General features: G+C 61.4%; 10 protein-coding genes. 6 read left to right on the forward strand and 4 right to left on the reverse strand.

Going from position 1 to position 12236, the window contains the following annotated elements; all coding sequences use genetic code 11:
* The first annotated feature begins 188 nt into the window (after positions 1–188).
* The gene (locus BG57_RS04030; protein ID WP_035960320.1) at positions 189–2057 is read left to right on the forward strand and encodes a serine hydrolase domain-containing protein; all 1869 of its coding nucleotides are present in this window, start codon (positions 189–191) and stop codon (positions 2055–2057) included.
* Between the two features lie 244 nt (positions 2058–2301).
* On the opposite strand, the gene BG57_RS32420 is transcribed toward BG57_RS04030, so the two are convergent.
* The gene (locus tag BG57_RS32420) at positions 2302–2481 is read right to left on the reverse strand and encodes a hypothetical protein (RefSeq protein WP_152562507.1); all 180 of its coding nucleotides are present in this window, start codon (positions 2479–2481) and stop codon (positions 2302–2304) included.
* 970 nt (positions 2482–3451) lie between these two features.
* Here BG57_RS32420 and BG57_RS33625 point away from each other — a divergent pair.
* From BG57_RS33625 to BG57_RS04050, 4 genes are all read left to right on the forward strand, one after another.
* A complete protein-coding gene (locus BG57_RS33625) occupies positions 3452–3721 on the forward strand; it encodes a helix-turn-helix transcriptional regulator (protein ID WP_229753976.1) in 270 nt (89 codons plus the stop codon).
* 447 nt (positions 3722–4168) lie between these two features.
* Positions 4169–4591: a PRC-barrel domain-containing protein gene (locus tag BG57_RS04040; protein ID WP_035960322.1), complete on the forward strand. Its 423-nt coding sequence runs from the start codon at positions 4169–4171 to the stop codon at positions 4589–4591.
* A 79-nt stretch (positions 4592–4670) separates the two neighbouring features.
* A complete protein-coding gene (locus BG57_RS04045; RefSeq protein WP_052005613.1) occupies positions 4671–5030 on the forward strand; it encodes a hypothetical protein in 360 nt (119 codons plus the stop codon).
* Between the two features lie 37 nt (positions 5031–5067).
* Complete coding sequence (locus BG57_RS04050; RefSeq protein WP_035960323.1) at positions 5068–7899, forward strand: ATP-dependent Clp protease ATP-binding subunit; 2832 nt, start codon at positions 5068–5070, stop codon at positions 7897–7899.
* A gap of 67 nt (positions 7900–7966) precedes the next feature.
* Here BG57_RS04050 and BG57_RS31415 read toward each other — a convergent pair whose 3' ends face one another.
* From BG57_RS31415 to BG57_RS04060, 3 genes are all read right to left on the reverse strand, one after another.
* Entirely contained in the window at positions 7967–8239 is a 273-nt protein-coding gene (locus BG57_RS31415) for a UBP-type zinc finger domain-containing protein (RefSeq protein ID WP_075583084.1), read from the reverse strand.
* A gap of 65 nt (positions 8240–8304) precedes the next feature.
* Positions 8305–9540: an NAD(P)/FAD-dependent oxidoreductase gene (locus tag BG57_RS04055; protein ID WP_052005614.1), complete on the reverse strand. Its 1236-nt coding sequence runs from the start codon at positions 9538–9540 to the stop codon at positions 8305–8307.
* Between the two features lie 349 nt (positions 9541–9889).
* Positions 9890–10132 carry a hypothetical protein gene (locus tag BG57_RS04060; RefSeq protein ID WP_035960324.1) on the reverse strand — a complete coding sequence of 81 codons (243 nt, stop codon included), beginning with the start codon at positions 10130–10132 and terminating at the stop codon, positions 9890–9892.
* A 1138-nt stretch (positions 10133–11270) separates the two neighbouring features.
* On the opposite strand from BG57_RS04060, the gene BG57_RS04065 reads away from it, so the two are divergent.
* Complete coding sequence (locus BG57_RS04065) at positions 11271–12218, forward strand: Vgb family protein (protein WP_229753975.1); 948 nt, start codon at positions 11271–11273, stop codon at positions 12216–12218.
* Positions 12219–12236 lie beyond the last annotated feature (18 nt).

The raw sequence follows: 12236 nt of genomic DNA on the forward strand, positions 1-12236 counted from the left end.
GATTCCGACAGGTCGCGACCAGCGTTACATCGCACGGCTATGAATTTGGGCACAGTGGATCGACGGCAAGCAGAACGCCGGTCACTACCTCAAATCTCAAAGCGGCCATTTGCCACCGCGCTGGCGGCGCCGAAATCAGCGAACAGAGCTTCTCGCAAGTCCCACGAACCATAACGAAGGGGAATGCCGTGGCCAAGTGCGATCGCAATCAAGAGATGCTTTTCAGCGCAGACCGGCGGCAGTTTCTCGGCTACACCGGCGCCGGGATGCTGGCGGCGGTGCTGCCCGGTTGCGGGCACGACGACACGCATTCGACGCCTTATCCGCAGACCATCGCGCTCGGTCAACAGCTGATCCAGCAGGCAGTCAGCGATCCGTCGCAACCCGTCGCGGCGATCTCCGTCGCGATGGTCAAGGGCAATGCGATAGTGTGGCAGCAGGCGGTCGGGCTGGCATCGGTCCCGGGGAAAATCCCTGCGACGCCGCAGACGCGCTTTAACATCGGCTCGGTCAGCAAGCTGTTTCCCGCGCTAGCGGCGATGATCCTCGTGGATCGCGGGCTGATTACGCTCGATACACCCATCGTCAAATATCTGCCGACGTTCACGATGCTGTCGCCGGAATACGCGCAGATCACCACGCGTCATCTGCTGTCGCATGCGTCCGGTCTGCCGGGTACGAACGGGCGCAATCTCTTTACGTTTGAACCGGTCGCCGGTTACGCCGCCGACACGCAGGCCGAACTCGCCAACTCACATCTGAAGCATCTGCCCGGTGAACTGGCGGTTTATTGCAACGACGGCTTCACGATGGTCGAGCAGATTGTCCTCGCCGTGACGGGCCAGAGCTTCGCGGACTTCGTCCAATCGGCGATTCTCGCGCCGCTGAAGATGACCCACTCCAGCTATCTGACGAGCGTGCCGGCCAGCGGGTCGTTCTCGCTGCCGTACGTCGACGGCGTACAGCGTCAGGAATTCGTCAATGCGTACGCGACGGGCGGACTGAGTTCGACGCCCGCCGACATGATGAATCTCGCGCAGATGATTTATGGGGGAGGGGTGTTCGAAGGGCAGCGCATCGTGTCCGCAGCGGGCATCGCGCAGATGGGCGAGGATCAGACCAAAAACCTGACGATCAACCCGTCGCCGGAATGGCGCTGGGGTCTGGGCTGGGACACGGTCGTACAGCCGGCGCTCAACGCAGCAGGCGTGCTGGGTTGGGAGAAAGACGGCGGCACTGCGTTTTATTCGACTGAGTTTTTTGTCGTACCCGGCTCGCAGTTCGCGCTGCTGGTGACTGGCAACGCCGGCTATAACGCTCGGCAAATTGCCGAAACGCTGGTGCTGTCAGCGTTGAAGGAAGACGGCACGATCTCGTCGCTGCCGGCGAAAGTCGGCACCACGGCGCCGCCGGCCGCATCGGGGCCGGGTATCGCGAACAGCGCGGGCATCTACGGCAATTCCGATTCGCCATATCAGGTGCTCGCCAATGCGGACGGTAGTTTGCAGATCAACCAGTGGGCCGCGAATACGCGAGGCTGGGCAGAAGTAGGCAAGTACCAGTACCGCAGCGACGGCTGGTACTGGAGCGATACCGATACGGCTTCGTATCGCTTCACCGTCGTGTCCGGCAACGACAGCGAAGGACATGCGTTCAACTATCGCTATCTGATGAAGCGCGTCGCGCCGGGCGCGGGCTATGCGTACCTGACGCTCCCGGTCGGTCAGCAACTGGCACCGCTGGCGGCGCTCGACGCGGTTTGGCAGCAACGCGTCGGCACACAATGGACGTTGACCAACGATTCGCCGAGCGCCGTGCCCATTGTCGTGCTGGGCAATCCGCCTGGGTTTTTTGCCACGCTTGCGGAGCTTCCGGGCTATGTGCTGTACGGGAACGAAGATCTTCGCTATCAACTGATCGTGCCGGTGAGCGATACGCTAGGCGGCATGGCGGTCAAAATACCGGGCAATTTTGGACGCGACCTCTATGACATCCGTTTCGCGTCCCCCGGTGCGACGACGTTGACGATCGGCAGTTCGATCTACGCGCGGATCTAACAGTTGTGGGACGCGGAGTTGATGGCGGCCGTGCGTTCGCTATGAGGCCCTCAACGCCCTGTCCTACGCTGCGAAAGTCGCTATGCCTCGGTGCGAGGTTTGACGGAGCGCATCGTGGGCCGGGACGCGGCTTCACAATCGCTTCGGCATCGATGCAATCAATCCTGTGCCCTTCACGAAAGGCCGCACCTATTGCGGTCAAATCTGCCTGACAACGTGCGCCATCGCTGAGTTTGCTTGCCAGTCAGTGCGAGCCCGCGCACGCTTCCATAACGACAGTTATTCGATTTGGATTGCTGAATAACGAAAGAAACTGCAGGCGCGCGAGGCGCTTGCGGAACACATCATGCCCCTTCGTATGCTGCGCATGAAGATGAAACACATGCTTGCCCAGATCGATACCAATAAGCGTGACCTCGTTCACGGCACTCGTTTCTACGTGTACTGAACTGCCTATTGTGGAACGGTCGCGGGATCGGGCGGGCCATTTCACTGTGTCGTGTTCTCGCTATATAAAAATATGGGGTTTTGAACCGGTGGCAAGCCGATTGCTGCACGCATTGAATGGGACAGACTGAAGCTGATCGAGACGTTCGTGCGGAACGATCTGGAGCAATGAGGTATACGCAAGCGTTCCATCATGAACCGCAACTTTTCTCTCGATCGCCCCTGCGTGCACTTATCTTGAGTCGGTTTCTCTACCGCCGAAAACGCCGCGCGTCCCTATTCATATAACAAAGGAAACTTAGGATAGACGAAAATAGAACACTACAATTCGAGGCGCGTGACTTCGATTCCCGCATCGTAAGGTGACGCACACCATGGGACAAACTCCCGGTTCTCCGCACTTGCAATGTTTTCACTGCCATTCGATCGGTACGTCCTGCACGGACTGCGCCGAAGAGTCGGCGCAATGCATCCTGTGTGTCATCCCCGCGGACCAAACCACTGCCCATGCGAGCGCCGTCGGCGGCAGCGGAAGTCCATGCGAATCCATAAGCGTCACTGCACCGTTCATCGCGATCGTGCCGGCGTGGGCTCGCACCGGACTCGACAACGAGGACGATCCGTGCGGACTCGTCGTCGCGCTCAGTGCGGCCCAACTAATGGAAACCGCTCGAAAGGCGCTCGGCATGGCGGGGTGCGTTATCCCGTGCTGGTTCACGGCATGGGACCCCTTCCTACGCGAAGCGGCCAACACGCTTTCTGCGTTGCACTCGGGAAGGAGCCCGGACCCCATGTGTCTCGCCGCGTTCGGCGACGTGATTGCCCTGCATCTCGCGCGCCGATATGGACGCCATGCCGATCCGCACGACACGGGTACCACTCTCAACCACGCAAAGCTAAGCGTCGTGGAACGCTTCATACACGAGCACCTCGCGGAAAGCATACAGATCGAGCACCTCGCTGCGCTCGTGCACATGAGCTCTTCGCATTTCGCGCGGTCTTTCAAGAACGCGACGGGGCATCCTCCTCACGTCTACCTGACGACCGAAAGGTTGAAGCTAGCGCGATCGATGCTTTCGGAAGGGAGCCTCCCGCTCATCGACGTTGCAGCACGCGCGGGCTTCCAGACACAGCAGCACTTCACCGAAGTATTTCATCGATATTCAGGCTGCACGCCCCGCGCGTTCCGCCTTGCGCATTACCGCCCGACGGTCTGATGATGCGCGTCATTCGATCCCTGAGCGACCAACGACCGCAGAAATCCGACACCGCAGCGCAGGAACTTGGAAGAAGCGCGCACCCCGCGGATATAAGCTTGACCGAAGGTGCCGCACACATTGTGCACTCCGTATGGTCGGCTGCCAGGGATTCGAACGCGCAACCCAACGATGGACGAAGCGCTCGGACCCTCGCGCTCTGTTTTGTAGTCTCACGCTGCCGTCGTCACCGTCCGGCTGGGTCTGACCGCCGGAGGTTAGTTGAGGATGCGCGGCCGCAAGGAATAGCTGCTGGTCTTCATCGGCGCGCTGTCGATGCTGCCCTTGTCCTCGGCGCACGGAACCTCCGGAGCGCCGACCTTCGCGACAAGTTAGAAGCGCCGCTGCTTTCTTGAGCGCGTCCTGCGCCCGGCGTCCACATATCCCGTTGTTACTCTGGAAAACGCCATGACGACTATCTTCGCATCGGCCGCAAGGCTGTCGACCCTCGTGCTCGTGCTATTTGCTGGTGGCTTCGCGGCCAGCGGCGTGACCGCGCAGGATGCGCCCATCGCCGGCAAGGCGACGCTCGGCGTGACCGTCACCGAAGCGCAACTGGTCGCAACGGGCTGGCGAGCATCGAAGTTGATCCACGCCGATGTCTACAACGACAAGAACGAGAAGATCGGCCGCGTCGACGACCTGATTGTCGCGCCCAACGGCTCGCTTTCGGTCGCGATCATCGACGTGGGCGGCTTTCTCGGGATGGCGGCGCACCGTGTCGCCATCCCCATTCAACAGTTCAAGCAGATCGCGCCGAAGGCAATTCTGGTCGGCGCAAACAAGGAGGCGCTGAAGAAACTGCCGGAGTTCGAATACGCCAAGAGCTGATAGCGGCCGCGAACGCCGCCGCACGAGTCACTGACGTTTCTGGCCGCTCCGGCGGCTCATCGAAACAAGGAGCATAGCGATGCTTCTGGACCCTGAGGAAGCGGGCGCGAAGCTGAACGCCGCGCCTGCCGCCTTACAGCACGCCCCCGCATCGTTCAGTTGGGATGCGGCCGTGACCGCATGGCAGGCATCGTTCGATAGGGCACGCTGGCCGCAGCCTGACACTCTGCATGCTCCCGCCGATCAAATACGCAATCCCTTCCGCGGAACAGGACTACTCGGCAACCGGCTCGGCAACTTCAAACCAAGCAGCTTTCCGCCGCGCCTCGACGTGATCGACGACGGCGACGCGTGGCGCATCGTCGCCGAACTGCCGGGCCTGAGCCGCCGGCGAGGCGGAGATATTCAGGATAAGGGCAGCCCATTCGCCCACATGTGAACGCACAGCGCGTGGGCAGAACCTCTAGAGGAACATCATGGCCAAATGCATCGTTTGCGGCAAACCGGCGACTACACAGATTACGATCACCGAGAACGGCCAGCGCCGTCAGTTGATGCTTTGCGACGAACATCACATGGAGTTCATGGCACGCCATCAGCGCAGCCTGTCGCCGCTCGAGTCGCTTTTCCACGGCGGGCTGTTTCAGCGCCTGTTCGACGAGGGATGGTCGCCATTCGACGATGACGGCGCGGACCTCGAGCGGGCAGGACGTTCCGCGCCTGGCCGCGCAACGGCTTCGGCCGGTCCATCCGATCAGTCCGAAGCAGCGGGCGGTCCAGACGGCAGCGGCGCCCGCCCTCGCCGGCGCAGGCGTGCGCGCGAGGCCGTCGACCTGCAAAGCTTTTTGAGCGAAAGCGGGCTCGACCGGCTGCAGGCGGCCGCGCAGAAAGCCGTCGAGTTCGGCAAGAACGAAGTCGACACGGAACATCTGCTGCTCGCGCTGCCCGATAACAACGTGGTCAGCGAAATCCTGCGAGAGTTCAAGCTCGATGCCGAAGAAATCAAACGCACCATCGAACGGGACGCGCCGCGTGGTACGGCCAAATCCGATGGCGAGGAGGTTCGGATCGGCGTGTCGCCACGCGCGAAGAGCGCGCTCGAAAAAGCACTCGTGGCGTCGCGCGAGCTCGGCCATAGCTATGTCGGACCGGAACACATCCTAATTGGCCTCGTCGAGGAAGAAGATGGCTTCGCTGGCGAACTGCTACGCAAGCTCGGCCTGACGTCGCAATCGCTGCGTCAGAAGACCGTGAAGGTGGTGGGCCAGGGCGCGGAAGAAGGCAGCGTCGAAGGCCGCTCCTCCACCCCGACGCTCGATAAATATGCACGCGATCTGAGCGAACTGGCAAAGCGCGGCAAGCTCGATCCGGTGATCGGCCGCGACAAGGAAATCGAAACGACCATCGAAGTGCTCGCACGGCGCCGCAAGAACAACCCGGTGCTGATCGGCGAGCCGGGCGTCGGCAAGACGGCGATCGTCGAAGGTCTGGCGCAGCGCATCGCGCAGGATCAGATCCCCGAAGTGCTGCGCGGCAAGCGCGTGCTCGAACTAAACATCAACAGCGTGGTGGCGGGCGCGAAGTATCGCGGCGAATTCGAAGAGCGCGTCAAGCAGGTGCTAGACGAGATCGTCGCGAATCAGGATCGGCTCATCATTTTCATCGACGAGCTTCATACGATCGTCGGCGCGGGCCAGGGCGGCGGCGAAGGCGGGCTCGATATCGGCAACGTCTTCAAGCCGGCTCTCGCACGCGGGGAACTGCATCTGATCGGCGCAACCACGCTCAATGAATACCAGAAATATATCGAAAAGGATTCGGCGCTCGAACGGCGTTTCCAACCGGTGAATGTGCCCGAGCCAAGCGTCGAGGACACGATCGATATCCTGCGCGGCCTGCGCGACCGGCTTGAGGCGCATCACAAGGTGAAGATCACCGAAGAGGCGATCACGGCCGCGGCGAAGCTCTCGGATCGTTATATCGCCGCGCGCTTCCTGCCGGACAAGGCCATCGACCTGCTCGACCAGGCCGCCGCACGCGTGCGCATCTCGTCGAACTCGCGGCCCCAGGCGCTGCAGGGTATCGAGGGCACTATTCGCCGGCTGCGACAGGAGCAGGACTCGGCGAGTGCGGCCAAACAGTTCGACAAGGCAAAGGAGTTGCAGGACAAGATCACGTCCGAGCAAGCTCGCCTGAAGGAGTCGACCGACGCCTGGAAGAAGGAGCGCGGCACCAGTTCGCAGGAAGTCACGGCGGAAGACATCGCGCAGATCGTGTCCTCGCTGACCGGCGTGCCGGTCTCCGAGCTAACGGCCGCGGATCGGGAAAAGCTGCTGCGTCTGGAGGACCGTTTGAGGGAACGCGTTGTCGGTCAGGAAGAAGCCGTAACGGCCGTGTCGAAGGCCGTGCGGCTCTCCCGCGCGGGATTGACTGAAGCTGGCAAGCCGATCGCCAGTTTCCTCTTTCTCGGACCGACAGGCGTTGGCAAGACGGAACTCGCGAAGGCGCTCGCCGCCGCGGTGTTCGGCGACGAGAACGCGCTCGTGCGTATCGATATGAGCGAATACTCGGAACGCCATACGGTGGCCCGTCTTGTCGGCGCGCCTCCCGGCTATGTCGGTTACGAAGAGGGCGGCCAGTTGACCGAGCGCGTGCGGCGTCACCCGTACAGTGTCGTGCTGCTCGACGAGATCGAGAAGGCGCACTCCGAAGTGCATAACATCCTGCTGCAGCTATTCGACGAAGGGCGTCTGACGGACGGCAAGGGACGGCTCGTGGATTTCACCAACACCATCATCATCGCCACCAGCAATATCGGCTCCCAGATGATTCAGGACAACATGAAGGCCGATTCGAAACAGCTCGACTATCCGGCGCTGCGCGACCGGCTGATGGAAATCCTGCGGCATCACTTCAAGCCGGAGTTCCTCAACCGTGTCGATGAAGTGGTGGTGTTCCATGCGCTGGGCAAGGAGCAGATTCGCCGAATCGTCGACCTGCAGCTTCAGCGCGTACAGCGCACGGCGGCGTTGCAAAATATCGAGCTGTCGTTCGACGATGCACTGCGCGATCATCTGGCCACGGTCGGCTACGATCCCGAGTTCGGCGCGCGGATGCTGAAGCGCAAGATTCGTCTGGAAGTGGAATCCGAACTCGCCGACGCGCTGTTAAGAGGCGATGTGCGCAGCGGCGATACCGTCGAAATCGGCTGGGATGCCGGCGACAAGGCAGTGCGTGTGAAGAAGCTGCAGGCTGAGGAATCGAAGACTGCCAAAGAAGCCAAGAAACCTGCTGCAGCCCCCGCCTGAGGCTGGAAAGCGACGGGTGCGGCCGGCGGACTCAACGCCGCCAGTCGTACCCGCTGGCTGTACCCGCTTACGGTGTCACTTCTCCCGCGATCACCTCGTCGCGATAACACCAGATCCACGATTCGCCCGGTTCAATCGAACGCACCAGTGGGTGGCCGGTCACGTGAAAATGCGCGCTGGCATGACGATTAGGTGACGAGTCGCAACACCCGACATGACCGCACGACATGCAGAGCCGCAGATGCACCCAGGAGTCGCCGAGTTTCACGCAGTCCTCGCAATAATGCTTCGTGGTCTCAAGTACGCGGATTCCATTCAGATGTGTGCAGGTGGGAGTCATGGTCACCTCCTGGTGATCAGATTGCTAAAGAGCCAAGCGGGCGGCAGTTCACTTAGGTGAACATATCATGCGCTGCTAAGATAGCGGTGCACGAGCGCCACCGCCGTGGCGCCTTCGCCGACGGCGGCTGCTACACGTTTAATCGAGCCGTGGCGGACATCGCCGGCGGCGAACACGCCGGGCATGCTGGTTTCCAGGTACAGCGGCTCGCGATCCAGCGGCCATTGCACCTTCTGGTCCGTGTCGTGCAGGTCAGGGCCCGTCACGAGATAGCCGGCTTCATCACGCACCACGCCCACCTCTTTGGCCCATTCGGTTTGCGGCAGGCCGCCGATGCAAACGAAGAGCCAGTTCGTCTTCACGCGTCGCGTTTGCCCGCTGCGGCGATCGGTCAGCGTAATTTCGCGTAGCGCGTCGTCGCCGTGCAAAGCGGTAACGGTCGTGCAGGTCAGCACTTCGATGTTCGGCGCCGCCGAAATACGGTCGATCAGGTACTGCGACAGTGTGCTTTTCAGCGACGTATCTCGCACCACCATCGTGACGTGATTGCCGTGCTGTGAAAAATGCATCGCGGCCTGCCCGGCCGAATTGCCGCCGCCCACGATGTACACGTGTTCGCCGCGGACCAGCGACGCCTCGCTCGCACCGGCGCCGTAGTACAGACCCGCGCCGCTGAAGCGCGCTTCATCTGGCAACTCGAGCCGCCGGTAGGCGACACCCGTCGCGCACACCGACGTGCGCGCCATAATCCGCGAACCGTCTTCCAGATCGACGATACCGTTGCCCGTCGAGAATTCCGCGCGCACGCCGGCACGGGCCAGCAGGATTTCCGCGCCGAAACGGACTGCCTGATCGCGAGCCCGCTCCGCGAGCTCCGTACCGCTTACTCCATCCGGAAACCCCAGGTAGTTCTCGATCTTCGATGTGCTGCCGGCCTGCCCGCCGACGGCCCAGCGCTCGACCAGCACCGTACGCAGTCCCTCGGACGCACCGTAGACCGCTGCGCTCAAACCGGCCGGCCCCGCGCCATAGATCGCGAGATCGTATTCCGACCGTGACGGGCCGCGGAACCAGCCGAGCTTTTCGGTAATCTGCCGGATCGTGGGACATTCCAGTCGCGTGCCGTCGTTGAATTCGCACACCGGCAGGCGGGAGTCGCCAAGATGCTGCACGTGTGCCAGCTTCGCCGCCTCTTCATCGCTGTTGAGTTCGACCCACTCGAAGGGTATGTCGCAACGATGCAGGAAATCGCGGATCGCATAGCCTTCCGCAGACCGCATGCGTCCATAGATCTTGACCATGTATGCCTCGCCAATGTATGTGTTGCAACATGTGTAGCTAACGGTCGAAGGGCATTGCCGGCGCTTCGATCTTTTGATGAATGACGCCGCGGCTTCATTCGAGGCTGTCACGCACCGTATCGGCCTCGGTTCGGCACTCAGGCTTAGCGGTCCCGGGACGAAACCCGGTCAACGCATGCGTAGCATTCGGTACGCCGGCCTTCGCGCGCCATGCGCAGAATCGTTCTGCTCCGGTTGCATCACGATCCCGTAGCCTCGCCACGCGAGCGTTTGTCTCTGTACACGCTAGCCGACGTCAGCCGGGACGCCGCGTGCGATTCATCGAACGCACGGGCCTGCGCACGTCGTCTCAATCCGGCAAGACGAACTCCGTACGCATGTCCTCGATGACACGCCTCACCTGTCGAAGATAGTCGGCTCCGCTTTCATTGAGCGCGAGCATGTCCCAGTTTCGGCCGGAGGCATCGGGCGGATGCCGCTCGGGCAGCGGCACACGGACTCGCAGATGTTCGGGAACGTCAGTTCCAAGCTGCTCGACGCGCCGTTGTGCTTCGTCGCGAATCTGTTCGGCGGTTTGAATCGATTTGGACATGGGCTTGCCCTCATGAGTGGCAAAGGTCGACACGGAGCTACGTCGTGCGAAAGACTTGCGGAGAGATCGCGAGCGGATGATTGAAGTGTAGTGCCTGTACAGATAAACGCATCTGCGCTGATGGCCGTGACGATCGTTGCGCGCGACGAAGGCGGAGTCTGTCAGTTTGTCATCTTCCTAGACCGGTTCTCATGCAACGTTGAGGCTCGACCGCCCAGCGCCGGTGATCCGCCGCATGAGGTGTTTTGTCATTACCCTGTCGCCAGTTGCGAACGCTCGGCCGGAGCGTTGGTGAGGCTTCATCAGGCAGATGCTGGATCATTCCGCAGTATCAAGCGAGCGGGCAGGCGTTGTCGTGACGGCATTCGGACGACGAAAATTGCTTCAATCACTGGACCCAAGACCTTTTCGATGCTGCGCCGACATTCACATATATCGGTGAACCATCAGCCGCTAAGACAGGTTTGGGACACAAGATGCACGGTGTACCGCTTGACCGCTGCGTTCACTCGCCCACTTTCAACCGTGCGCCATAAATTCGATGAAACTCTGAAGCAGGCTGAGTAGCATCGATCGATGTCTTCCGCGAGCGCTAGCGCACATCGCTATTGAATCGCGGCACAGCCAAAGTGCGGCGGCATTAATGGTCACGTTGTCCCGAAGTGCGTCAATTTGATCGAGTTCATGTACTTCGCGGGTCTTGATGCCTCCGCACGGAGGTGTGCTCAGAATCGATGCTGGTTGCCGTCAACGTCTGCAAGCCGGCACGTTTTCCGACGTCTTACTGAACCGGGTCGAACCTCCGCTAAGGCCGATTCGTGTATTCGCCTTTACAAGACGGCTACCGCGCGCGTGGCCGGGTCTTGGCTCGCACGAACTAGAATGGTATTCGTGTTGCATCATTGCGCCCATAGAACAACCTGGTGATCGCAGATGAATGCCTGCAACACGCCTTGTCTGCGTCCCACCCGAGAGTTCTTCCGGTTAGCGCCGCAGCAAGCTGACAACAGTGGGCAAGGCCATTCTGGTTACGGAGGCGAACGTGGACCACATCGCAAATGCAACGGCTTCGGCGACGGCGAACGGGATCTTCACCTCCCGGTTCTTCCGAAACTTTGCGTCGGTTCTTGTCGACGCCATGTTGGCGATAGGCTCAGTACAGGCGCAGTCCGCATCGTTCGACTCGTTTGCCGTTCCCTCCGGCAGCGCACCGCACGATGTAGCGCCAGAGCCTGGCGGCGCCGTCTGGTACACCGCGCAAGCGCAAGGCGCAGTCGGAAGGTTGGACCCGCGCACCGGCAAGATCGATCGGGTCCCGCTAGGCGACGGATCGGCGCCGCACGGCGTGATCGTGGGTCCCGATGGAGCTGCATGGATTACCGACGGCGGGATAAACGCAATCGTACGCGTCGATTCGAAGACACTCGCTGTAACGCGCTTCCCGTTGCCGAAAGACCGGCAGAACGCCAACCTGAACACGGCCGTTTTCGACAAACGCGGGCACCTGTGGTTTACCGGACAAGCGGGAATCTACGGTGAGCTCGACCCGGGAAGCGGCAGCATGCGCGTGTTCAATGCGCCGCGCGGGCCGGGCGCTTACGGAATCTGTGTCACCCCTGACGGCAGCTTGTACTTCGCTTCACTGGCCGGCAGCTACCTCGGCCGCATCGATCCGGTGAGCGGCGCGGCGCAAGTCATCGAGCCGCCAACACCGGAACAGGGAGCGCGGCGGGTGTGGTCCGATTCAAAAGGACGCGTCTGGATCAGCGAGTGGAGCGCAGGAAAGGTGGGGATGTTCGACCCCGCGGCGTATCGGTGGCGCGAATGGAAACTGCCTGGCTCTGATCCCCATGTGTATGCGATATTCGTCGACGACAAAGACATTGTCTGGCTCAGCGAATGGAGCACTAACGCGCTAGTTCGCTTCGACCCGCGAACGGAGCGATTCGAGATGTTTGCGCTGCCGCGCCCACACGCGAACGTACGCCAGATGATGGGCCGGCCGGGAGAAGTCTGGCTGTCCGAGTCGGGGACCGATCACTTGCTGCGCTACCGGTCCGGCGCAGCGGTTGTCGGCAGCAAGTGACGCCACAGCAGCCGTTAC

The sequence above is a fragment of the Caballeronia grimmiae genome (assembly GCF_000698555.1).
GTDB lineage: Bacteria > Pseudomonadota > Gammaproteobacteria > Burkholderiales > Burkholderiaceae > Caballeronia > Caballeronia grimmiae.

Excerpts from the sequence above, each read along its gene's own strand:
- BG57_RS31415 (WP_075583084.1), bottom strand. The coding sequence starts at position 8,239 with ATGACTCCCACCTGCACACATCTGAATGGAATCCGCGTACTTGAGACC.
- BG57_RS04040 (WP_035960322.1), top strand. The coding sequence starts at position 4,169 with ATGACGACTATCTTCGCATCGGCCGCAAGGCTGTCGACCCTCGTGCTC.
- BG57_RS04050 (WP_035960323.1), top strand. The coding sequence starts at position 5,068 with ATGGCCAAATGCATCGTTTGCGGCAAACCGGCGACTACACAGATTACG.
- BG57_RS04060 (WP_035960324.1), bottom strand. The coding sequence starts at position 10,132 with ATGTCCAAATCGATTCAAACCGCCGAACAGATTCGCGACGAAGCACAA.
- BG57_RS04065 (WP_229753975.1), top strand. The coding sequence starts at position 11,271 with ATGTTGGCGATAGGCTCAGTACAGGCGCAGTCCGCATCGTTCGACTCG.
- BG57_RS04045 (WP_052005613.1), top strand. The coding sequence starts at position 4,671 with ATGCTTCTGGACCCTGAGGAAGCGGGCGCGAAGCTGAACGCCGCGCCT.
- BG57_RS04055 (WP_052005614.1), bottom strand. The coding sequence starts at position 9,540 with ATGGTCAAGATCTATGGACGCATGCGGTCTGCGGAAGGCTATGCGATC.